The organism is Mycolicibacterium sp. ND9-15 (genome assembly GCF_035918395.1).
In the GTDB taxonomy this organism is placed as follows: Bacteria; Actinomycetota; Actinomycetes; order Mycobacteriales; family Mycobacteriaceae; genus Mycobacterium.
This window is the reverse complement of record NZ_CP142362.1, coordinates 1,025,988-1,048,073: the sequence shown is the minus strand read 5'-3', so window position 1 is coordinate 1,048,073 and position 22,086 is coordinate 1,025,988. Positions and strand designations below refer to the sequence as shown.

The window sequence follows — 22,086 nt, the reverse complement described above, 5'->3', positions numbered from 1 at the left end:
AGTCCGAACGGAGCGCACATGAACAGTGGTCCACGAGGCCGGTCCAAGGTGCACGGGTTCGCCCCCGCCGAGTCACTGCCACCAGGTCGCGCGACCGTGGTGCGCTCCAAGGACGGCACCCGCCTGCACGCCGAAATCTTCGGGCGCGAGGACGGCTATCCGATCGTGTTGGCGCACGGCATCACGTGCGCGATCCGGGTGTGGGCGCATCAGATCACCGACCTGTCGCAGGACTACCGCGTCATCGCGTTCGACCACCGCGGCCACGGCCGTAGCGCGGTACCGGCCCGACGGCACGGCTACAGCCTCGATCATCTGGCTGCCGACCTGGATTCCGTGCTCGACGCGACGCTCGCGCCCGGGGAACGCGCGGTCATCGCCGGCCATTCGATGGGCGGCATCGCGATCACCTCGTGGGCGGAACGGCACGCCGAGCAGGTGGCCGAACGCGCCGACGCCGTCGCGCTCATCAACACCACCACCGGCGACCTCTTGCGCGACATCCAACTGCTGCCCGTGCCTCCGCCGCTGTCGCGGCTTCGGATACGCACCGCCGGGACATTTCTGAAGACGTTCGGAGCGGTGCCGGTGCCGCGCGCTATTCACGGCCCGAATCAGCGGTTTCTGTCGATGTTGGCGGTGGGCCGCGACGCCGATCCCACGATTGCGGCGTTCGTGCACGACTTGTTCACTTCGACCCCGCCCGCCGGTCGTGGCGGTTGGGCCCGCACGCTCGTCGACCACGTCGGTTCGCGGCACATCGGGCTGGCCAACCTGGTGGTGCCGACGCTGGTGATCGGCAGCGAGAAGGACCGGCTGCTGCCGGTGACGTCGGCTCGTCGCATCGCGAGCGGGGTGCCCAATCTGGCCGACTTCGTCGAACTCGATGGTGGGCACTGCGCGATCCTGGAACGGCCCGACGAGGTCAACAAGCATCTGCGGGGACTGATCGAGTCGGTGACCGCCGACCGCCGCCTCAGCTCCTAACCCGCCAGCGCCCGATGCACCTCGTCGGCGGCGCGCCGGCCGGACCGTACGGCGCCGTCGAGGAAACCGGTCCAAGTGTCGGCAGTTTCCGTTCCGGCCCAATAGATCCCGTCGATCGGCTCGCGCAACCACGGTCCATACGTCGTCCAGGAGCCCGGCGGCACTGCGGCCGTCGGCCCGCCCGGCGCGAACTGCTCTGCGCCCCAACAATGATCGAGGTAGTCGATCGGCTGTAGCGCGGCCTCACCGAACAATGCCGCAAAGCCCGACAGTGCCCGGTCGCGGCGCTGCGCCGGCGGCAACGAGTCGAACGAGCGGGCGTCGACGAACCCGAGCAGGATGCCGGGACCCTCATCTCCGGGGCTGACGTCGAACGTGATGAAAACCGGGCCTTCATCGGAAAGCGCCTCTCCGGAGAGGCCTTTCGCGCGCCAGAACGGCGTTTCGTACGAGGCGTAGGCCTTGCTGAGATTGCCCTGAGGCCAGTGCTGCGCGAGCTTGCCGTACTCGGGTGGTAGCTCGGGCGCGAATTCGATGGCTTTGCGGTGTTCGGGCGGGATGGCCACGACGACCGCCTTCGCGCGCACGGCACCCTGGTTGGAAGTTACGGTGAGTGTGCCGTCGCTGTGGCGTTCGATGCTGCGCACCGCGGCGTCGAGCACGACCCGCGAACCCAGCTCCTGGGCCATCCGGATCGCGATCTGCTGTGTGCCGCCGGGGAAGCGGCTCTGTTGCGCGCCGCCCTCGACGTCGAGCATGCGGTCCAGCCCGCCGGCGGCCTTGACGTAGCGCACCGCGTGCAGCATCGACACCTCGTCGGGCTCACAACCCCAGGTGACCCTCGACATGATCGCCATCAGGTCCCGCGTTCCCGCGCTGGCATGCACCGACTTGAGCCATCCGTCGAGTGACTGTGAGTCCAAGGCGTCGGCGTTCGGCGACGTCCACGGCGCGTCGACCGACACCCGACGGCAGGCCCGCTCGAAGCGCCACTGAATTCGCGACACGTCGAGCAGCTCGATGATCGACAGCCGCGGAATGGTGCTGCGGTAGGAGCGGACCCGGCCCCGCCACCGGATCAGGTTCTTACCGCGACTGAAGGTGGGGACGGCCGCACAGCCCAGTTCTGCGGCCAACTTGCCGACGGCGTCCTGGGTCGGCCCGACGAACGTGGCGCCGAGGTCGACCGGAAGGCCGGCGATGGTCGCCGTCGACGACCGCCCGCCCACGCGGTCGCGGCCCTCGAGGACTACGACGTCGTGACCGAGGCGAACCAATGCGCGCGCCGCCGTCAACCCGGCGAACCCTGCACCTACCACGACGACATCTGTACTGGCTGGGGATGTCACGCGATTAGGCTCTCACGCCGTGAAGGTCATGACAGCGTTGTTCGGCCCAACCGATGCGATCGAACGCGCGGGATTGCTGCGCGACGCGGGGGCCGGCGGCGTGTTCACGTTCGAGGGGCCGCACGACGTGTTCGCGCCGCTGACCCTGGCATCCGCCGTCGACGGCTTGGACCTGATGACCAACGTGGCCATCGCGTTCCCGCGCAATCCGATTCAGCTCGCCCATCAGGCCTACGACCATCAACTGCTGGCCAAAGGCCGCTTCACGCTGGGCCTCGGCACGCAGGTGCGCGCGCAGATCGAGAAGCGCTACGGCGCGGCGTTCGACCGACCGGTCGCCCGGATGACCGAGATGGTCGGCGCGCTGCGGGCGATATTCGCGGCGTGGGAGACCGGCGAACGCCTCGACTTCCGCGGCGAGTACTTCCAGCACACGTTGATGACCCCGACGTTCAACCCCGGCCCCAACCCGTACGGAGTGCCACCCATCTACCTCGGTGCCCTGGGCCCGCGGTTGACCCGGGCCACCGCGGCCGTCGCCGACGGCCTGCTGGTGATGCCGTTCGGCTCGAAGCGGTTCCTGCACGAGGTGACGATGCCCGAGGTCCGCGCCGGATTATCCGAGTCGGGGCGGTCCCTCGACGACTTCGCGGTGGTGCCGGAGATCATCGTGTCGGTCAGTTCAGGCAACGAGCACGGAGCCGCGCGCCGGCTGTTGGCGTTCTACGGCTCGACGCCGGCCTACCGGCCGGTGCTCGAGGCTCACGGTTGGGGTGCACTGCAGCCGGAGCTCAACGCGCTGTCCAAGCAGGGTCGTTGGCAGGAGATGGCCACGCTGATCGACGACGAGGTGCTGTACACCATCGCCGCGTGCGGCAGTCCGGCCGAGGTCGCTGCCCACATCCGCGACCGGGTCGACGGGGTGTCCGACCGCATCTGCCTCTACCAGCCCGGACCCATCGCGATCGACGCGTTGGCCGAGATCGTCGACGCGCTGGCCGCCTGACTCCTATGGTGGTACTCAGCGGGACCAAGGGAGGTTGCGGACAGTGGATTACGCCGACGTATTGATCATCGGCGCGGGCATCTCGGGAATCGGGGCTGCCTACCGCCTGCAGGAGAAGAACCCAAGCGTGTCGTACACGGTGCTCGAGCGTCGAGCGCGCATCGGGGGCACCTGGGACCTGCATCGCTATCCGGGTATCCGGTCCGACAGCGACATCTTCACGCTGAGCTACCCGTTCGAACCGTGGACACGGCCGGAGAACGTGGCCGACGGACCCGACATCCGTGACTATCTGGTGCAGACCGCCCGCAAGCACGGGATCGACGACCACATCCGGTTCAACACCCGCGTGTTGTCGGCGGACTGGGATTCGACGACAGACACGTGGACGGTGCAGGCCGAGCAAGACGGGACGCCCGCGGCGTACCGCAGCCGCTTTCTGTTCTTCGGTACCGGTTACTACAACTACGACGAGCCCTACCGTCCGGAACTGCCGGGCCTCGACGAGTTCGGCGGCCAGGTGGTGCACCCGCAGCACTGGCCCGAGTCGCTGGACTACGCCGGCAAGCGCATCGTGGTGATCGGCAGCGGCGCAACCGCGGTGAGCATGATCCCGTCGCTGTCCGAGAAAGCCGGGCACGTGACGATGCTGCAGCGGTCGCCGACGTACATGCTGTCGACGCCGCGGGTCAACCCCGTCGTGCAGGCGCTGCGTAAGGTGCTGCCTGGTCGGGTCGGTTACTGGGGTGCCCGCATCTACAACACCATCTTCACGGTGTTCATCTATGCGTTCGCCAAGGCGGCGCCCAAGCTCAGCCGGCGCTTCATCCGCGCGAACGCCGCACGCCAGTTGCCCACCGGCTATCCCGTCGACGTGCACTTCAAGCCGCGTTACGACCCGTGGGATCAACGGTTGTGCGCGATGCTGGACAACGACTTCTACGAGGCGATCAGCACCGGCCGCCTGGACGTCGTGACCGACCACATCGACCAAATCGACGCGACCGGCATCGTGTTGCGCTCGGGGCAGCGACTCGACGCCGACGTGATCATCACCGCCACCGGCATCCAGTTGCAGGCGCTCGGCGGGGTGATCCTGCGCATCGACGGCGAAGAGGTCAAGCCGCAGGACCGCTTCGTCTACAAGGAGCACATGCTCGAGGACGTGCCGAACCTGGCCTGGTGCGTCGGCTACATCAACGCCTCATGGACGTTGCGCGCCGATCTGACCGCGCGAGCCTTCGCAAAACTGGTTTCCTACATGGACTCTCACGGTTACACGCACGCCTACCCGCATCTGGGCGACAAGCCGATGGCGGAGAAGCCCGCATGGAACATCAACGCCGGTTACGTGCAACGCTCCGCCCACGTGCTGCCGAAGTCAGGCACACACCGGCCGTGGAACGTACGACACAACTATGTGCTCGACGCCATCGACCACCGACTCGACCGCATCGAGGAGTCGATGGTGTTCGGCCGGACGCCGGCGCGGATGACGCCGGTCGCCTGACGATTTGGTGATTTCGGTGCGCTACTGATCGCTCGGCGATTGGTTACGCACCGAAGTCCGCTCAGTCGACGACGGTGAACCAGTCCTTGAAACCGGAGGGGTCATGCCGGCCGAGCGCACCGTGCTCGAACAGCCCCCAGCCCTCGGCGGACTTACCGCCCTCCTGACATACCGCGCGTCCGACGTGATCGATGACCCCGAACATGCTGCGGCCGTTGACCGCCGGATCGGTCATGTCGTAGGTGAGACGTTCGGTGAACTTGTCGCCCTTCCACATTCCGTGCAGCCAGTCGGAGTCGCCGCCATACCCGCCGCCGATGTGGATCGGAACCGCCAACTTCGACTCGACCTCGAACACCACCGGCGAACCATCCGTGGCGGTCGCTTCGATGGTGGCGCCGTAGGGGATTCGAGTGCCCGAGGTGTAATGGATCTTCACCCGCGGCCAGCCGAGTTGTTCGACCCGGCCGTCGCGCCAGATGCGCGTGCAGTCATTGAGGCTTCGGAATCCGCTGGGCTCCTCCTGGATGATCAGCACGATGCCGAAGTCCTCGAAGGCCATCGGCACGTACAGCCACCACATCCCCTCGAACGGCGGATACGCCGGCCGGCCCGCGGGTTCCGGTTCGCCGATGGGGCGGATGCCCCATGACCGGTCGCGACTCCCGATCCACACCGACGGGTCGACGCTGATCTCCTCGCCGTCGACCGACATGACGCCGCTCCACGACCCGACCTGCGCGAATCGCTGAGCGTCCAAGGTGATTCGGGTACCGGTGCGCAGCACGTGCCGCTGTTCTTGCACCGCGTCGAAAAGACCGTTCCAGGTGAGGTCGACGGCGATGCCGTCGGTCTCCTCGAGGACGATCCTCAGCTTGCGCAGCGGTTCGCTGACCTCGACGCGATAGCCGAGTACGCGCTGGTTGAGCCGGTCGGAGTCGATGCCGTCGGACAGGTGCACCGCGGTCTGGGTATCTCCCCGCCGCACCAACACGAACGCGTCCTTCACGCCCAGATTGGGGTAGTAGCCGATGCCGGTGATCAGGAAGATGTCGCCGGTGCGGTCGTGGGCGTTGAAGTAGGACCGGTCGTAGAAGTTGCGGTCGGAGGATCCGGGCCAGGCGATCGGTTGCGGGATCTGGTGAATGGGGAATTCGTCGGTAGGACCGAGCATTACGCCTCCTCGCCAATGAGCCTCTTGAGCAGCGCGCCGTGGTAGAACAACGATTCGACGTCGTCGGGCCGTTCGATCTCGCCGAAGCGCGCCCGCCTCGCGCTGGTGCGCATGAACACGCACGCCCAGATCACGCCGGAGTACACATAGAACCAGTGCAGATCACCGAGGTCGACGCCGGTCAACGCGGCGTAGGTCGACTTGACGTCGTCCTCACGCATGAAATCGGGCAGCCCGGGCAGCCCCGCGAGCCCGGCCAGCTCTTGGAACACGTTGTGCGCGAAGATCATCCATGCCGCATCCATCTCGCGCGGGCCCAGCGTGGCCATCTCCCAGTCGAGTACCGCGACCGGCTGATAGCCGGAGTACAGCACGTTGCCGACACGGGAGTCGCCCCACACCAGGACCGGGTCGTTCGCCGCGACCTCAGCCGGCCAGTTCGCCTCGAGCCAAGCGAGGGCACGCTCGACCAGCGGTGACCGCCCGATGTCCGGGACTGCGAACTGGTACCAGTCTTTGAGCCAGTTCAGATTGCGCCGCAACGCATTACGGTCGGACCCGTCATCGAGGAAGCCGAACGTCGTCTGCGGCTGTGGAATCGAATGCAGCGCAGCGATCACACCGACGGTGTTGTCCTGCAGTTCCCGCTGTTGTTCGGCGGAGGAGTCGGCGAACCAGTTCCCGCCGAAGGTGTACGGCATGACATCCGGCGGCACCCGGCCGTCGACGTAGTCCATCAGAAAGAACGGCGTACCGAGCACGTCCCCGCTGTTCTCCAGCCACCGCACCTGCGGCACCGGGACATCGGTCTGCTCCTGCACCAACCGGATCACATCGAACTGATGATCCATCCGGTACGACGAGAACACCGGGACGTCTTCGCTGGTGGGTGCGACCCGCGCCACCCACTTCTGTTCCTGCCTCCGATCGTCTTCGGTCCATCGTCCGGTCAGGATGATCGTCTCCGATGACATCCCGTTGGCGTCGACGCCGCTCTCGACGGTGATCTCCGGCGTCACGCCGCCCGGCAAGACGGTCGAGAGCCAACGCGACATCACACCGGGCAGCGTGGACAGATCGCGACTCGAATGCTCGAGGCGGCTGACGTCTTCGACAGCCGGTTCGTCGGCCACAGGTTCTTCCTTCTGGCGATAATTACGATACGGTTAGTAGCGTTATGAAACCAGACGCGCCATCGGTTGACAAGACCCCGGGCGCCGGGCGACCCCGCGATCCGCGTATTGACGCTGCCATACTGCGGGCGACCGCGGATCTCCTTGCGGAAATCGGCTATTCGAACCTCACGATCGCCGCGGTGGCCGAGCGGGCGGGCACCACCAAGACCGCGTTGTACCGACGGTGGTCGAGCAAGGCCGAACTCGTGCACGAAGCCGCGTTCCCGGCCGCGCCGACGGCGATCGGGACGCCGCCGGGCGACATCGCCGCCGACATTCGCGCCATGCTCGCGGCCACCCGTGACGTGTTCGCCACTCCCGTGGTGCGCGCGGCGTTACCCGGCCTGATCGCCGACATGGTCGCCGACGCCGATCTCAACGTGCGGGTGATGGACCGATTCACCGGGGTGTTCGCAGCGGTGCGCAACCGGTTGACCGAGGCGGTTCAGCGCGGCGAAGTCCGTCCCGATGTCGAACCGGATCGGCTTGTCGAAGTGATCGGCGGAGCGACCCTGCTGCGAATGCTGCTGCAGCCCGGCCAGCCGCTCGGTGACGATTGGGTGGAGCAGACCACTGCGCTCGTGGTCCACGGTGTGGTGGCATAGCAGGCGTGGCTGACGTATTCCCGTCCGATTGGCGCACCGCGCTGGTGCTGGTGCCGCATCCCGATGATCCCGAGTACGGCTGCGCCGCGGCGGTGGCCAAATGGACCGCTGCGGGCAAGACCGTCCATTACGCGCTGGCCAGCCGGGGGGAGGCCGGCGTCGCCGGAATGGCGATCGAACAGGCCGGCCCGCTGCGTGAGCAGGAGCAGCGGCGGTCGGCTGCGGTCGTCGGCGTCGCCGACGTCCGGTTCTGGGAGTTTCCGGACGGCGCGATCCGCAACAGCGCGGGACTGCGCGCACAGATCGTCGAGGCGATCACCGAGTTCGAGCCGGATGTGGTGATCAGTGTCTACGGCGGTCCCGAGTGGGCGCCCGGGGCCCCCAACCAGCGGGATCACATGGAGTTCGCGGCGGCCGTCGTCGCCGCTCATGACAGCCTGCCCGACCCGCCGCGCTGGCTGTTCCAGAACGGTCCAGAGCTCACGCACGCCGAGGTGATCGACGACGCCTGCTTCGAGCGGGCGGTCGCGTCGCTGGCCGAGCACAAGGTTTATCTTTCGGTGCTCGATCCGGGTACTCCGGTCACGGCGCAGGCCCGTAAGCAGGTGGAGCTGTCGACGCCGCCGCGGCCCGAGTTCGGCGGGCGCCGCGCTGTCGGCTTCATCCAGGTGCGCCCCTGACTTCTTCCGCGAGCGTGCGCGTCTGAACACGAAACACCGCGCTGAAGCGGCACTTTCGGCACGCTCGTCAGCCCGCGAGCGTGCACAAACCCGGTACGGCGACGGCGAGTCGCGCAGCAGACACGCACGCTCGCGCAAAAAGGCTGGCTAACGGTCGATCTGGCGCTTGTTGCGCTCCGACACTGCACGGAACTGGTCGCCAAGCCCATCGAAAGCGGTGCCGGGGTCGCGATGCTGTGCGAAGGCGATCTTCTCCTCGGCGGCCAACGCGGGATCGATCACCGCGGCCGCGCCGGTCGTATAGATCTCCTTCAGGCCGTGCATGACCGACGACGGCACCTCGGCGATCTGGGTGGCCAGTTCGACGGTACGGTCGAGCAACCGATCATGCGCGACGACCTCGGTGACCAGTCCGATGCGCTCGGCGCGCGGCGCGTCCACCACCTCGCCGGTCATCGACAGTCGACGTGCCGTCGCGAGGCCCACCAACTGGGGGAGTCGGGCGGTCATGCCGCCACCCGGCAAAATGCCGACCCGAGCGTGGGTGTCGGCGAACACGGCTCGCTCCGAGGCGATGAGAAAGTCGCAGCCGAGCGCCATCTCCAGACCGCCGGTGAACGTCGCCCCGTTGATCGCCCCGATGATCGGCGTGCGCATGTTGCCCGTGGCCGCGATGCAACTCTGCGACCGGAACTCCTCGAAATAACCCAGGCCGTCGCGCTGCGCCTCCTTGAGGTCGACACCGGCGCAGAATGCCGGGTCGGTTCCGGTGAGCACCACGACGCCGACGGACTCATCGGCGTCGGCCTCGGTGAGCGCGCTGTAGGCGGCCTTGATCAGCGTACGGCTCAACGCGTTTCGTGCCTCAGGGCGGTTGAGGGTGAGCACCCGCACAGGCCCACGGTCGGCGACGAGGACGAGTTCGGTCATGCCTAGACGGTAGCCGGGCGCGGCTGAGCGCAAAAGATACGGTTAACGCAGGAACTGGTCTGCGTTGTTCGCCAGGTCCAGCAGCGGCTGCGGCAGCGCGCCGAGCACGAAGGTGACCGCCGCCGTGACCGTCACCACCGTGGTGCTCAGCAGGCTCGGCACCACCACCGTCGGAGCGTCGTCGGGGGGGTCGGTGAAGAACATCAACACGATCACCCGCACGTAGAAGTACGCGGCGATCGCGCTCGCGATCACACCGACGATGACCAATGGGATCGCGCCGCCCTCGCCCGCGGCTTTGAACACCGCGAACTTGCTGACGAAGCCGCTAGTCAACGGGATACCGGCGAAAGCCAGCAGGAACAGTGAAAACACAACGCCGACAATGGGATAGCGTCGTCCGAGTCCAGCCCAGCGCGCCATTGCGGTGTCCTCCTCGCCGCCCGCGTCGCGCACGAGGCCGACGACGGCGAACGCTCCCACGGTGCTGAACCCGTAGGCGAACAGATAGAACAGCGTCGACGAGACCCCGGCTTCGTTGGCGGCGATCAACCCGGTCAGCATGAAACCGGTATGCGACACCGCGGAATACGCCAGCATCCGCTTGACGTCGGCCTGAGTAACCGCGGCCACGGTGGCGACCACCATCGTGAGGATTGAGACAGCCCAGAGCACCGGACGCCAGTCGTCGCGCAGTTCGGGCAACACGACGTAGAACACGCGCAGCATGGCCCCGAATGCGGCGATCTTGACCGCCGCCGCCATGAACGCCGTGATCGGGGTCGGCGCGCCCTGATACACGTCGGGGACCCAGAACTGGAACGGTACCGCGCCGATCTTGAACAGCAGGCCGACCAACAGCAGGCCGGTGCCGACCAGCACCAGTGAGGTCTTGCCCGACCCGGCGGCGACCACCTCGGCAATGCCGACCAGCTCCAGCGTGCCCGCGTACCCGTACAACATGGCCACGCCGTAGAGGAAGAACGCCGACGAGAATGCGCCCAGCAGAAAGTATTTCAGCGCCGCCTCTTGGGAGAGCAGGCGACGCTTGCGCGCCAGCCCGCACAACAGGTACAGCGGCAGTGACAGAACTTCCAGCGCGACGAACATCGTCAGCAGGTCGTCGGATGCGGGGAACAACAGCATGCCGCCGATGGCAAACATCGTCAGCGGGAAGACCTCGGTCTGGATGACCCCGGCCTTGGTGGCCAGCTGCTCGGTGATGCTGCCTGGTACCGCGGACGCCTGCGAGGTGAACCCGTCCAGACCTCGGCGCACCCCAGGGCCGTCGCCGGCGCCGACCTGACGTTCGGCGATCAGCAGGATGCCCAGCACGCCCACCAGCAGAATGGTGCCCTGAAGGAACAGGGCCGGGGTGTCTACGACGACCGCCCCCATCACGGCCGAACGTCCGACGGTGCCGTGCAGGTCGCGCGCCAGCACCACCACCGCCACCAGAGCGGCGGCCAATGCACCGAAGCAGATCAACAGTTGGCTGGCGTACCGGCGCTGCCGCGGGAGCAATGCCTCGACGAGCACCCCGGCGATGGCAGCCCCGAACACGATCAACATCGGGGAGACCAGGCCGTATTCGACGGTCGGCGGGGTGAGGGTCATGGCGTCGGCCCTTCCGCGAGTCTGGGGGCGGGGTCAGGCTTGTCGATGGTGATCAGCGTGTGGTCGACCGCCGGATTGATCACGTCCAGAGCGGGTTTCGGATACACGCCCAGCACCAGCAGCAAGGCGATCAACGGTGCGACGACGACGAGTTCGCGGGGCACCAGGTCGCGCACTCGGTCGTTGCCGTGGGTGACGGGGCCGCCCATCATCCGCTGATACATCCACAGGATGTAGATCGCCGACAGCACCAGTGCTGTAGACGCGAACACCGCCAGCACCGGGTAACGCGTGAAAGTACCGATGAGGACCAGGAATTCGCTGATGAACGGCGCCAGGCCCGGCAGCGACAGCGTCGCCATGCCGGCCACCAGGAAGGTGCCCGCCAGCACCGGCGCCACCTTCTGCACGCCTCCGTAGGCGTTGATCAGTCGAGTTCCCCTGCGCGACACGAGGAATCCGGCGATCAGGAACAGCGCGGCCGTCGACAAGCCGTGGTTGATCATGTACAGCGTCGAACCGGACTGTCCCTGGCTAGTCATCACAAAGATGCCCAGGATGATGAAGCCGAAGTGAGAGATCGACGTGTAGGCGATCAACCGCATGACATCGGTTTGGCCGATCGCGAGGATCGCCCCGTAGACGATTCCGATCACCGCCAGTGTGACCACCAACGGCTGGAAATACGTTGACGCGTCGGGGAACAACTGCAGGCAGTAGCGCAGCATCCCGAATGTGCCGACCTTGTCCATGACCGCCATCATCAGCACCGCGCTCGCCGGGGTTGCTTCGACGGCCGCGTCGGGCAGCCAGCGGTGGAACGGCCACAGCGGCGCCTTGACGGCGAAGGCGAACATGAAGCCGAGGAACAGCAGGTTCACTACGGCTGGGTTGACGGCGAACTCACCGCTGGCCACCGCGGCCACGATCTCGCGGAAGTCGAACGTGCCCGAGGCGAACGCGTCGCTCGAGGCGGTCACCACATACAGCCCGATCACCGCGGCCAGCATGATCAGGCCACCGAACAGGTTGTACAGCAAAAACTTCACCGCCGCCTTACTCCGGTTCGCACCGCCGAAGCCGCCGATGAGGAAATACATCGGGATCAGCATGGCCTCGAAGAACACGTAGAACAGCAGGATGTCCAGCGAGATCAGCGACATGAGGACCATGCCCTCGACGGCCAGTGTCAGCGCAAGATAGGTCTGCACCGACCGTCCGCGGAGGCCGATCTGGGCGTCGGCATCGTTCCAGCCCGCGATAATCAGCAACGGGACCAACACGGCGGTGAGCACGACGAGCGCGAGCGCGATGCCGTCGACACCGAGGATGTAGCCGGTGCCGAAAGACGGTATCCAGCGGTGGGACTCGACGAACTGGTACTGCTCACCGCCGGGTTCGAACCCGATCGCCAGCACGGCGGTGATCGCCAGCACCGCCACCGAGATGGCCAACGCGAACCACTTGGCCAGCACCCGCTGAGCGGCGGGCAGCGCGATCACCAGCGCGGCACCGACGGTCGGCGTCGCCCACAGCACCGTGAGCCAGGGGAAGTTGTCTACCACAGTTGCACCGCCAGGATTGCCGCGACCACCAGGACTGCACCCGTGAGCATCGAGAGCGCATACGAGCGGGCATAACCGGTCTGCGCCCGCAGCAGGCTCGCCGATATTCGGCTGACCAGTCCGGCGAGCCCGCCGGCCGCGCCCTCGACCGCCTCGTCGTCGATCTCGACGAGTCCGCGGGTCAGCACCTGGCCGGGCCGCATCAGCACCGCTTCGTTGAAGGCATCGCCGTACAGATCCCGGCGCGCCGCGACGGTCAGCGCCGAGCCCGCCGGGACTTGTTCGGGCACAGGCTTGGTGCCGTACATCCGGTAGGCGATCAGGATGCCCACCGCGACCACGGAAAGGATCACCGTCGTCACCACCCAGACGGGTGCGACGTGGTGCACCTCATGCGCCCCGACGACCGGTTCGAGCCAGTGCTCGAGGGTGCCGCCGATCGCGAACGCTGCGCCGGATCCGACGGAGCCGATGGCCAGCAGGATCATCGGCCAGGTCATCACGGCCGGCGATTCGTGCGGATGGGCCTCTGCTTGTCCCGTCGTCCCCTGCCCTTCGGGCGTGGGCCCACCGCTCGCACCGGTGGCGGCCCAACGCTTCTCGCCGAAGAACGTCATCAGCATGACCCTGGTCATGTAGAACGCGGTGATACCGGCGCCCAGGATCGCCGCGCCGCCCAGAATGAATCCCTTGACGCCGCCGGCGCCGAGCGCCGCTTCGATGATCCCGTCCTTGGAGAAGAACCCTGCCAGCGGCGGCACGCCGATGATCGCGAGGTAGCCGAGGCCGAACGTGACGAACGTGATCGGCAGCGCTTTGCGCAGGCCGCCGTAGCGGCGCATATCGACCTCGTCGTTCATCGCGTGCATCACCGACCCGGCACCCAGGAACAGGCCGGCCTTGAAGAAGCCGTGGGTGAGCAGGTGCATGATCGCGAACGCGTAGCCGGTCGGGCCGAGGCCCGCGGCCAGCACCATGTAGCCGATCTGCGACATCGTCGACGCCGCAAGCGCTTTCTTGATGTCGTCCTTCGCGCAGCCGATGATGGCGCCGAACAGCAGGGTGACCGCGCCGACGATGACGACGCCCAACTGCGCGTTGGGTGCGAGGTTGAACACCGGCCCGGAACGCACGATCAGGTAGACGCCGGCCGTCACCATGGTGGCGGCGTGTATCAGCGCGGACACCGGGGTCGGGCCCTCCATCGCGTCACCCAGCCAGGACTGCAGCGGCACCTGCGCCGACTTGCCGCACGCGCCCAGCAAGAGCAGCAGCCCGATGAACGTGAGCGCGCCCTCGCTCACCTCGGGCGCTGCGGCGAAAACGCCTTCGTACGAGATGGAACCGACGTTGGCGAACATCGCGAAAATGGCTATCACCAAAGCCATGTCGCCGACGCGGTTGACGACGAACGCCTTTTTGGCCGCCGTGGCCGCCGACGGCTTGTGCGACCAGAAGCCGATCAGCAGATAGGACGCCAGACCGACACCCTCCCAGCCGACGTAGAGGCCGAGGTAGTTGTCGGCGAGCACGAGCAGCAGCATCGCCGCAAGGAACAAGTTCAGGTATGCGAAAAACCTTCGACGGCCGGGATCGTCGGCCATGTAGCCGATGGAGTAGATGTGGATCAACGAGCCGACCCCGGTGATCAGCAGCACGAAGCACATCGACAGCTGGTCGAGTTGCAGCCCGAAATCGACCTGCAGGCCCGCCACCGGGACCCAGGAGAACAGGTTCTCGTGGATCGTGCGGTGTTCGGCGTCGCGGCCGAGCATGTCGGCGAACAGCACCGCACCGACGGCGAACGACGCGATCGATGCCGCACAACCCAACAGATGACCCCAGCCGTTGGTGCGTCGGCCGCCGATCAGGAGTATCGCGGCACCCACCAACGGAAGGGCGATGGTAAGCCACACCGGAGTTGTCATCGTGCCCACCTGGGTTGTCTCTTCTTCGCGCGAGCGCTCATCAGTGTCTCAGCAGATTGGCGTCGTCGACCGAAGCCGAGCGACGCGTGCGGAAGATGGTCATGATGATCGCCAGGCCAACCACGACCTCGCATGCGGCGACGACCATCGTGAAGAACGCCACCACCTGGCCGTCCAGTTGGCCGTGCATACGCGAGAACGCGACCAGAGCCAGGTTGGCGGCGTTGAGCATCAACTCGACGGACATGAACATGACGATGGCATTGCTGCGCAGCAGTACTCCGCTGGCGCCGATGGTGAACAACAGCGCCGACAGGTACAGGTAGTTGTCCGGGTTCATGTGCGACCGTTCCCGCCGTCGATCGAGGTGACGGATCGCTTCTGCAGAATGGGGCTGACGGACAGCTCGGAATCGGAGCCGTCGGGCAGGCGCGCTGCGACATCGACTGCGTTATAGCGGGCGTAGACACCGGGATTGGGCAACGTCGTCGGATAGCCGCCTGGCTTGAACCGCTCTTCGGCGAGTTCGCGCTGGCTCTTACGACGCGCGAAGCGTTCGCGGTGCGCCAGCACCATGGCGCCGAGGGCGGCGGTGATCAGCAGTGCGCTCGTCAACTCGAACGCCCACAGGTAGCGGATGAAGATCAGCGCCGCCAACCCCTCGACGTTGCCGCCGGCATTGGCCGACCCCAGCCCGGCGAACCCGCCCGCTGAGACGTTTCCGATTCCGGCGATCATCAGGATGCCGAACCCCAACGCGAACACCATCGTGGCGACACGTTGTCCGCGAATGGTTTCCACCAGGGATTCCGCGGAATCGACGCCGATGAGCATCATGACGAACAGGAACAGCATCATCACCGCGCCGGTGTAGACCACGACTTGCACGACGCCGAGGAACAGGGCCCCCTGCGCGATGTAGAACACCGCCAGCACGATCATGGTCAAGGCCAGAAACATCGCGGAGTACACCGCCTTGGGCGCGATCACCACGCCCAAGGCGCCGATCAACGCGACCGTTCCGAGCACCCAGAACAGCACCGCTTCGGTGGTCGTCGTGTGGCCTGCGGTATCGGCGGCCATCGCGGCGACCCACTCGAGCGTCATCGGATGTCCTCGGTCACGGGTTTGATGTTTCCGAGGTAGTAGTCCTCATCGGTGCTGCCCTCGGCCATGGGGTGCGGCGGTAACAGCATCCCCGGCTCGAGCGGGGCCAGCAGCTTGTCCTTACCGAAGATCAGGTCGGCGCGGTTGTCATCGGCCATCTCGTAGTTGTTGGTCATCGTCAGCGCGCGGGTGGGGCAGGCCTCCACGCAGTAGCCGCAGCCGATGCATCGCAGGTAGTTGATCTGGTAGACGCGGCCATAGCGCTCGCCGGGCGAGTACCTTTCCTCCTCGGTGTTGTCGTCGCCCTCGACGTAGATGGCGTCGGCCGGACATGCCCATGCACACAGTTCGCAACCGATGCACTTCTCCAGTCCGTCGGGGTAACGGTTGAGTTGGTGTCTGCCGTGATAGCGCGGCGCGACAGGGCCCGGCTTCTCCGGATACTCCTCGGTAATGGGTTTCTTGAACATGGTCCCGAAGGTGACCCCGAAACCCTTTATCGCCTCGAGGAACTTAGGCATCGGCTCGCTCCTTAGTTGCGGTCGGCTCCTTGGTGATCGGCAGGGGCGGGGTGGGGAAGATGCCGTGGTCCAGCTTCTGCTCCGGAATCGTGCGAACCTTCCGCCGGCGTGCTGTGCGCCAAAGGCCGGCGACGATCAGCAGCGCCACGATGGTGCCGAGCGACGCCAACGTCGTCGTCACTTGGCTGAAGCCCTCGTTACGCACGGCACGCGCGGTGGCGACGATCATGATCCACGCCAGCGAGAACGGGATCAGCATCTTCCAGCCCAACGCCATGAACTGGTCGTAGCGCATGCGCGGCAGGGTGGCGCGCAGCCAGAAGAACAGGAACATGAACGCCCATACCTTGGCGACGAACCACAGCAGCGGCCACCAACCGGTGTTGGCGCCGTCCCACATGTTGATCGGCCACGGGGCGTGCCAGCCGCCGAGGAACATCGTGGTCGCCAGAGCGGACACCGTGGTCATGTTGACGTACTCGGCGAGCATGAACATCGCGAACTTGATCGACGAGTACTCGGTGTGGAAGCCGCCGACGAGCTCGCCCTCGGCTTCGGGCAGATCGAAAGGCGCGCGGTTGGTTTCGCCGACCATCGAAATGACGTAGACCAGGAACGAGGGCAACAGCAGGAAGATGAACCAGGTGCCGTCCTGGGCGGCGACGATGCCGGACGTCGACATCGATCCGGCGTAGATGAACACCGCCACGAACGATAACGCCATCGCGATCTCATACGAGATGACCTGTGCGCTGGAGCGAATGCCGCCGAGAAGCGGGTACGTCGATCCGGATGACCAGCCCGCCAACACGATCCCGTACACGCCGATCGAAGTCGCCGCGAGGATGTAGAGCACGGCGACGGGCATGTCGGTCAGCTGTAACGCTGTGCGGTGGCCGAAGACGGACACCTCGCCGCCCATCGGGATGACCGCGAACGCGATGAAGGCGGGCACCGCCGAGATCACGGGCGCCGCCAGGTAGACGAACTTGTCGACCCCGGCGGGGACCAGGCCCTCCTTCAGTGCGAGCTTGACGCCGTCCACCAGTGACTGCAGAAGTCCTCTGGGCCCGACGCGGTTGGGGCCGAACCGCATCTGCATGCGTCCCAGCAGTTTGCGTTCGATCAGGATGGCCGCGAGGACCGACAGCATCAGGAACCCGAAGATCGCGACCGCCTTGCCTGCGATCAGCCACCACGGATCGTGCCCGAACAGCGTCGGATCGGGATGGATCACGGCTCGGCCCGCCCAATCGACACGACGTCGCCGATGGAAACGCCCAAGCTCGGATGCACCGTTGAACCGGGGGAGTTCAGCGGCAGCCAGAGCACGCGGTCGGCCATCTCAGTGATGGTCAACGGCAGCGTGATCGTTCCGCGCGGTGTCCTCGCGGTGACCAGATCCCCGTCGGCGGCACCGATTTCGGCGGCCGTTGCGGCAGAGAGTCGGGCGACCGGTGCGCGAGCGGTGCCCCCCAGGTGTGGCTCACCGTCCTGTAGGCGACCCTGGTCGAGCAGCAGGCGCCAACCGGTGAGCACGGCCTGGCCCTCGGCCGGGGGAGTCGGCTTTGACGGCGGGACATCCGGCGGCTCGGGTCGTCGACCGCCCCACCAGCCCAGGCGCGACAATTCGTCGCCCGCCGCGGACGGATTCGGCAGGTTCAGCGCGACACCGATCTCGTCGGCCAAGAAGTTCAGCACCCGCAGATCCGGGATGGCGTTCGTCTTCAGCGACGGCTCGAACGGGCGAAGCCGCCCTTCCCAGTTCAAGAATGAACCAGCCTTCTCCACCACCGGTGCGATGGGGAAGACCACGTCGGCGACCGCGGTGACCGCGCTCTCCCGGAGCTCCAGGCTGACCACGAAAGGCACAGTCTGGATGGCGGCCAGCGCCGCGTCGGGGTCGGGCAGGTCAGCGACCTCCACGCCACCGATGAGCAGGGCGCCCAGTTCACCGCTGCGCGCCGCCTCCAGGATCGCGGTGGTGTCACGACCCGGAGCGGTGGGCAGCTCACCGACATGCCAAGCCGCCGCGGTCTGCTCACGGGCTGCGCTGTCTTCGACCGGTCGGCCACCGGGCAGCAGGTTCGGCAACGCACCGGCCTCCACCGCGCCACGTTCGCCTGCGCGCCGTGGCACCCACGCCAACCGGGCGCCGGTCGCCGCCGCCAATCTGCTTGCCGCCGAGAGCGCCCCGGGTGAGGTGGCCAGTCGCTCGCCGACCAGGATGATCGCGCCCGGCAGCTGCAACTGCGGGTCGTCGGCAAGACCGTCGAGCGCAGCGGCCTCGTCGCCGGGCGTCGCTGCGACCAGCCGGCCACGTAGCTTGGTCAGGCTCCGGGTCGCGAACGGTGCAACGGAGATCACCTGCAGCGCCTTCTTGCGCACCGCCTTGCGCAGCCGCAAGAACACGATCGGCGATTCCTCTTCGGGTTCGAACCCCGCCAACAGGACCGCAGGCGCGTTCTCCAGATCGGTGTAGGTCACCGTCATCGGCTGGCCGGCTACGTGAGCTGCGAGGAAATCCGCCTCCTCGGAACTGAGCGCCCGGGCCCGCAGATCGATGTCGTTGGTGTTGAGCACAATTCGCGCGAACTTGGCGTAGGCATACGCATCCTCGACGGTCATCCGCCCGCCGACCAGCACGCCGGCGCTGCCGCTGGCCCCCGCCAGCCCGTTACCGGCCACCGCGAGCGCCTCGGACCACGACGCGGGCCGCAACTCGCCGCCTTCGTCGCGGATGAGCGGCGTGGTGATGCGATCACCCTGCGTGGTGTAGGTGAACGCAAACCGGCCCTTGTCGCAGTTCCATTCCTCGTTGACCTGTGGGTCGTCACCGGCCAAGCGGCGCATGACCTTTCCGCGGCGATGGTCGGCGCGCTGCGCGCATCCCGACGCGCAGTGTTCGCACACGCTGGGACTGGACACCAGGTCGAACGGCCGCGCACGGAACCGGTAGGCCGCGCTGGTGAGCGCACCGACCGGGCAGATCTGCACGGTGTTGCCGGAGAAGTACGACTGGAACGGCTCGCCCGGCGCGATGCCGACCTGTTGCAGCGCACCGCGTTCCAGCAGATCGATGAAGGGGTCGCCGGCGATCTGTTCGGAGAACCGGGTGCAGCGCGCGCACATCACGCAACGCTCGCGATCCAACAGCACCTGCGAGGAGACGTTGATCGGCTTGGGGAAGGTCCGCTTCACGTCCTCGAAACGCGTTTCCGGGCGGCCGGCGGACATCGCCTGGTTCTGCAGCGGACATTCACCGCCCTTGTCGCACACCGGGCAGTCCAGCGGGTGGTTGATCAGCAGAAACTCCATGATGCCCTGCTGAGCCTTGTCGGCGACCTCGGACGTGAACTGGGTGCGCACCACCATGTCGGGCGTGCATGTGATGGTGCACGACGCCATCGGCTTACGCTGCCCTTCGATGTCGACGAGGCATTGTCTGCACGCACCCACGGGGTCCAGAAGCGGGTGGTCGCAGAACCGCGGAATCTCCACACCGATCAACTCCGCGGCCCGAATCACCAAAGTGCCCTTCGGAACACTGATCTCCACGCCGTCGATGGTGAGATTCACCATTTCGACCGGCGTCGCATCGGCACCGGTGTCAGCCGTCTGCGTCATCGCGCTCCCACCCCCAGGGCTCTGCGAACGTGCAGCCACTGCGAAAATTCGCAGCGATTTTCGCGTTGAGCGCACGTTCGACGACTCATGGTGTGCAGTTTCATCACATCCCCACGCCTTCGGTGGCCATCAACGTCGAGGCGTGCGGGTCGAACGGGCAGCCTCCGTCGAGATGGGCGATGTACTCGTCGCGGAAATACTGGATCGAGGACATGACCGGGGCTGTCGCGCCGTCGCCCAATGCGCAGAATGCTCTTCCGAGGATGTTGTCGGAAATGTCGAGAAGCTTTTGGATGTCGTCCGGCGTCCCGGCGCCTGTCTCGAGGCGCTCATAGATCTGGATGAGCCAATAGGTTCCCTCGCGGCAGGGTGTGCACTTGCCGCACGACTCGTGCGCGTAGAACTCGCTCCACCGGCGAACCGCCCGCACCACGCAGGTGGTCTCGTCGAAGATCTGCAGGGCCTTGGTGCCGAGCATGGTGCCGGCGCCGGCCATGCCCTCGTAATCCAGTGGTACGTCGAGGTGCTCATCGGTCAACAGCGGCGTCGACGAACCGCCCGGCGTCCAGAACTTCAGCTTGTGGCCGGCGCGGACGCCGCCGGCGTACTCGAGGAGTTCACGCAGCGTGATGCCGAGCGGCGCTTCGTACTGCCCGGGATTGGTGACATGGCCGGACAGCGAATACAGCGTGAAGCCAGGAGATTTCTCCGTGCCCATCGACCGGAACCAGTCCACCCCGTTGAGCACGATCGGTGGCACGCTGGCGATGGATTCCACATTGTTGACCACTGTCGGACAGGCGTACAGTCCGGCGACCGCCGGAAACGGCGGGCGCAGCCGGGGCTGGCCGCGTCGGCCCTCCAACGAGTCCAGCAGCGCCGTCTCCTCACCGCAGATGTAGGCGCCGGCGCCGGCATGCACGATCAGCTGCAAATCGAATCCGGAGCCCGCAACATCCTCACCGAGGAAGCCGGCCTGATACGCCTCGGCCACCGCGGTATTGAGTCGCCGCAGTACCGGAGCCACTTCACCGCGCAGATAGATGAACGCGTGGTGCGCCCGAATGGCGTACGAAGCGATGATCGCGCCTTCTATCAGGAAGTGCGGCGTCGTCAGCATCAACGGAATGTCTTTACAGGTACCGGGTTCCGACTCGTCGGCATTGACCACGAGGTAGTGCGGCTTTGCGCCCGCGCCGGTGTCGTCCTGCGGAATGAACGACCACTTCGTGCCGGTCGGGAAGCCCGCACCGCCGCGGCCCCGCAGGCCGGAATCCTTCACGAGCGTGATGACGTCGTCGGGCGACATGGCCAACGCCTTCTCGAGTGCGCGGTAACCGCCGTGCCGTCGATAGGTGTCCAGGGACCACGGCTCCGGTTCGTCCCAGAACTTGCTGAGTACGGGTGTCAGTGCGGTCATTCTTGCGAATCCGTTGCGTCTGGGGTTGTCTCAGTCGTGTTCGGCTTGGGCGGGACCGTCGCCGACGGCCCCGGCGCCGGAGCATCCTGAGTCGCTTCTGCGGCTGCCTTCTGGTCGTCCGGTGCGTCGCCGGATACCGCTGCGGTGTCCGGGGCCGGAGCCGTCATGCCGTGTTCGCGCGCCACCCGCAGGCCCGCGAGGGTGGCGTCACCGGTCCGGTCGCCGCCGGATCGCGAATCGGGCAGGCCTGCCAGCGTGCGCGCCGTCTCGCGGAACGTGCACAGCGGTGCGCCGCGCGTTGGCTCCGGCGGATTTCCTGCGCGTAACCCGTCGACCAGGTCGCGTGCCGAAGACGTGGTCTGGTTGTCGAAGAACTCCCAGTTGACCATCACTACCGGTGCGTAATCGCATGCCGCGTTGCACTCGATGTGTTCCAGCGTGACGCGACCGTCTTCGGTCGTCTGGCCTGCGTGAACGCCGAGATGGTCCTGGAGTGCATCCAGGATCGCGTCACCGCCCATGATCGCGCACAACGTGTTGGTGCATACGCCGACCAGATAGTCACCCGTCGGGGTGCGCCGGTACATCGTGTAGAACGTGGCCACCGCGGTGACTTCGGCGTCCGTTAGCCCTAACCGCTTGGCGCAGAACGCGATACCCGCCGTGGTGAGGCAGCCGTCTTCGGCCTGCACCAGATGCAGCAACGGCAACAGCGCTGAGCGTGGTTGCGGATAGCGCGCGATGATCTTCTCGGCGTCGGCCGCCAACCGTGCCGTGACGTCATCCGGATACGATGCACGCCCGCTGATCGGTGGGCCGGGTTCTTCGGGTCGCTGACCAAGCTCGAGGAAAATGCTCATCGGGCCCCTCGCCTCTTCGCGCAAA

At 66.4% G+C, this 22,086-nt stretch carries 19 protein-coding genes; 5 read left to right on the top strand and 14 right to left on the bottom strand.

Features of this window, described 5'->3' with window-relative positions:
- The first annotated feature begins 18 nt into the window (after positions 1-18).
- Positions 19-987: an alpha/beta fold hydrolase gene (locus tag QGN32_RS05135; RefSeq protein ID WP_326547567.1), complete on the top strand. Its 969-nt coding sequence runs from the start codon at positions 19-21 to the stop codon at positions 985-987.
- On the opposite strand, the gene QGN32_RS05130 is transcribed toward QGN32_RS05135, so the two are convergent.
- Positions 984-2,336, bottom strand: a complete 1,353-nt coding sequence (locus QGN32_RS05130) for a flavin monoamine oxidase family protein (protein WP_326547566.1) — start codon at positions 2,334-2,336, stop codon at positions 984-986. The two genes, QGN32_RS05135 and QGN32_RS05130, sit on opposite strands and share 4 nt — an antisense overlap.
- A 19-nt stretch (positions 2,337-2,355) precedes the next feature.
- Between QGN32_RS05130 and QGN32_RS05125 the strand changes: the two genes are divergently transcribed.
- Together QGN32_RS05125 and QGN32_RS05120 are read left to right on the top strand one after the other, a co-directional pair.
- Positions 2,356-3,342, top strand: coding sequence for a TIGR03617 family F420-dependent LLM class oxidoreductase (locus QGN32_RS05125; protein ID WP_326547565.1), 987 nt, complete (start codon positions 2,356-2,358; stop codon positions 3,340-3,342).
- 43 nt (positions 3,343-3,385) lie between these two features.
- Positions 3,386-4,852, top strand: a complete 1,467-nt coding sequence (locus QGN32_RS05120; RefSeq protein ID WP_442791783.1) for a flavin-containing monooxygenase — start codon at positions 3,386-3,388, stop codon at positions 4,850-4,852.
- Positions 4,853-4,913: 61 nt separating this feature from the next.
- On the opposite strand, the gene QGN32_RS05115 is transcribed toward QGN32_RS05120, so the two are convergent.
- Positions 4,914-6,026, bottom strand: a complete 1,113-nt coding sequence (locus QGN32_RS05115) for an Rv3169 family protein (RefSeq protein WP_326547563.1) — start codon at positions 6,024-6,026, stop codon at positions 4,914-4,916.
- The gene (locus QGN32_RS05110) at positions 6,026-7,159 is read right to left on the bottom strand and encodes a phosphotransferase family protein (protein WP_326547562.1); all 1,134 of its coding nucleotides are present in this window, start codon (positions 7,157-7,159) and stop codon (positions 6,026-6,028) included. Before QGN32_RS05110 ends, QGN32_RS05115 begins: the two co-directional genes overlap by 1 nt.
- 44 nt (positions 7,160-7,203) lie before the next feature.
- Between QGN32_RS05110 and QGN32_RS05105 the strand changes: the two genes are divergently transcribed.
- Positions 7,204-7,806 carry a TetR/AcrR family transcriptional regulator gene (locus QGN32_RS05105; protein WP_326547561.1) on the top strand — a complete coding sequence of 201 codons (603 nt, stop codon included), beginning with the start codon at positions 7,204-7,206 and terminating at the stop codon, positions 7,804-7,806.
- 5 nt (positions 7,807-7,811) lie between these two features.
- On the top strand, positions 7,812-8,486 hold the full coding sequence (locus QGN32_RS05100; protein WP_326547560.1) for a PIG-L deacetylase family protein: 675 nt from the start codon (positions 7,812-7,814) through the stop codon (positions 8,484-8,486).
- A 147-nt stretch (positions 8,487-8,633) separates the two neighbouring features.
- Here the strand turns inward: QGN32_RS05100 and QGN32_RS05095 are convergent, their stop codons facing one another.
- From QGN32_RS05095 to nuoE, 11 genes are all read right to left on the bottom strand, one after another.
- Positions 8,634-9,416, bottom strand: coding sequence for an enoyl-CoA hydratase (locus QGN32_RS05095; RefSeq protein WP_326547559.1), 783 nt, complete (start codon positions 9,414-9,416; stop codon positions 8,634-8,636).
- Between the two features lie 42 nt (positions 9,417-9,458).
- A complete protein-coding gene (gene nuoN, locus QGN32_RS05090; RefSeq protein ID WP_326547558.1) occupies positions 9,459-11,033 on the bottom strand; it encodes an NADH-quinone oxidoreductase subunit NuoN in 1,575 nt (524 codons plus the stop codon).
- Positions 11,030-12,598, bottom strand: a complete 1,569-nt coding sequence (locus QGN32_RS05085) for an NADH-quinone oxidoreductase subunit M (protein ID WP_326547557.1) — start codon at positions 12,596-12,598, stop codon at positions 11,030-11,032. The genes nuoN and QGN32_RS05085 overlap by 4 nt, the downstream gene beginning before the upstream one ends.
- Complete coding sequence (nuoL, locus tag QGN32_RS05080; RefSeq protein ID WP_326547556.1) at positions 12,592-14,526, bottom strand: NADH-quinone oxidoreductase subunit L; 1,935 nt, start codon at positions 14,524-14,526, stop codon at positions 12,592-12,594. The genes QGN32_RS05085 and nuoL overlap by 7 nt, the downstream gene beginning before the upstream one ends.
- A gap of 40 nt (positions 14,527-14,566) precedes the next feature.
- Positions 14,567-14,866, bottom strand: a complete 300-nt coding sequence (gene nuoK, locus QGN32_RS05075) for an NADH-quinone oxidoreductase subunit NuoK (RefSeq protein ID WP_326547555.1) — start codon at positions 14,864-14,866, stop codon at positions 14,567-14,569.
- Entirely contained in the window at positions 14,863-15,633 is a 771-nt protein-coding gene (locus QGN32_RS05070; protein ID WP_326547554.1) for an NADH-quinone oxidoreductase subunit J, read from the bottom strand. Before QGN32_RS05070 ends, nuoK begins: the two co-directional genes overlap by 4 nt.
- A complete protein-coding gene (gene nuoI / locus QGN32_RS05065; RefSeq protein WP_326547553.1) occupies positions 15,630-16,154 on the bottom strand; it encodes an NADH-quinone oxidoreductase subunit NuoI in 525 nt (174 codons plus the stop codon). Before nuoI ends, QGN32_RS05070 begins: the two co-directional genes overlap by 4 nt.
- Positions 16,147-17,391: an NADH-quinone oxidoreductase subunit NuoH gene (gene nuoH / locus QGN32_RS05060; RefSeq protein WP_326547552.1), complete on the bottom strand. Its 1,245-nt coding sequence runs from the start codon at positions 17,389-17,391 to the stop codon at positions 16,147-16,149. The genes nuoI and nuoH overlap by 8 nt, the downstream gene beginning before the upstream one ends.
- Positions 17,388-19,781 carry an NADH-quinone oxidoreductase subunit G gene (locus QGN32_RS05055; RefSeq protein WP_326547551.1) on the bottom strand — a complete coding sequence of 798 codons (2,394 nt, stop codon included), beginning with the start codon at positions 19,779-19,781 and terminating at the stop codon, positions 17,388-17,390. The genes nuoH and QGN32_RS05055 overlap by 4 nt, the downstream gene beginning before the upstream one ends.
- Before the next feature lie 103 nt (positions 19,782-19,884).
- Complete coding sequence (gene nuoF, locus QGN32_RS05050) at positions 19,885-21,201, bottom strand: NADH-quinone oxidoreductase subunit NuoF (RefSeq protein ID WP_326547550.1); 1,317 nt, start codon at positions 21,199-21,201, stop codon at positions 19,885-19,887.
- Positions 21,198-22,061, bottom strand: coding sequence for an NADH-quinone oxidoreductase subunit NuoE (nuoE, locus tag QGN32_RS05045; protein WP_326547549.1), 864 nt, complete (start codon positions 22,059-22,061; stop codon positions 21,198-21,200). The genes nuoF and nuoE overlap by 4 nt, the downstream gene beginning before the upstream one ends.
- Positions 22,062-22,086: the final 25 nt, after the last annotated feature.

Bases quoted from the DNA above. Each gene is read 5' to 3' on its own strand.
- QGN32_RS05135 (WP_326547567.1), top strand. From the start codon at position 19: ATGAACAGTGGTCCACGAGGCCGGTCCAAGGTGCACGGGTTCGCCCCC.
- QGN32_RS05115 (WP_326547563.1), bottom strand. From the start codon at position 6,026: ATGCTCGGTCCTACCGACGAATTCCCCATTCACCAGATCCCGCAACCG.
- QGN32_RS05105 (WP_326547561.1), top strand. From the start codon at position 7,204: ATGAAACCAGACGCGCCATCGGTTGACAAGACCCCGGGCGCCGGGCGA.
- QGN32_RS05095 (WP_326547559.1), bottom strand. From the start codon at position 9,416: ATGACCGAACTCGTCCTCGTCGCCGACCGTGGGCCTGTGCGGGTGCTC.
- nuoN (WP_326547558.1), bottom strand. From the start codon at position 11,033: ATGACCCTCACCCCGCCGACCGTCGAATACGGCCTGGTCTCCCCGATG.
- nuoL (WP_326547556.1), bottom strand. From the start codon at position 14,526: ATGACAACTCCGGTGTGGCTTACCATCGCCCTTCCGTTGGTGGGTGCC.
- nuoK (WP_326547555.1), bottom strand. From the start codon at position 14,866: ATGAACCCGGACAACTACCTGTACCTGTCGGCGCTGTTGTTCACCATC.
- QGN32_RS05070 (WP_326547554.1), bottom strand. From the start codon at position 15,633: ATGACGCTCGAGTGGGTCGCCGCGATGGCCGCCGATACCGCAGGCCAC.
- nuoI (WP_326547553.1), bottom strand. From the start codon at position 16,154: ATGCCTAAGTTCCTCGAGGCGATAAAGGGTTTCGGGGTCACCTTCGGG.
- QGN32_RS05055 (WP_326547551.1), bottom strand. From the start codon at position 19,781: ATGACGCAGACGGCTGACACCGGTGCCGATGCGACGCCGGTCGAAATG.
- nuoF (WP_326547550.1), bottom strand. From the start codon at position 21,201: ATGACCGCACTGACACCCGTACTCAGCAAGTTCTGGGACGAACCGGAG.
- nuoE (WP_326547549.1), bottom strand. From the start codon at position 22,061: ATGAGCATTTTCCTCGAGCTTGGTCAGCGACCCGAAGAACCCGGCCCA.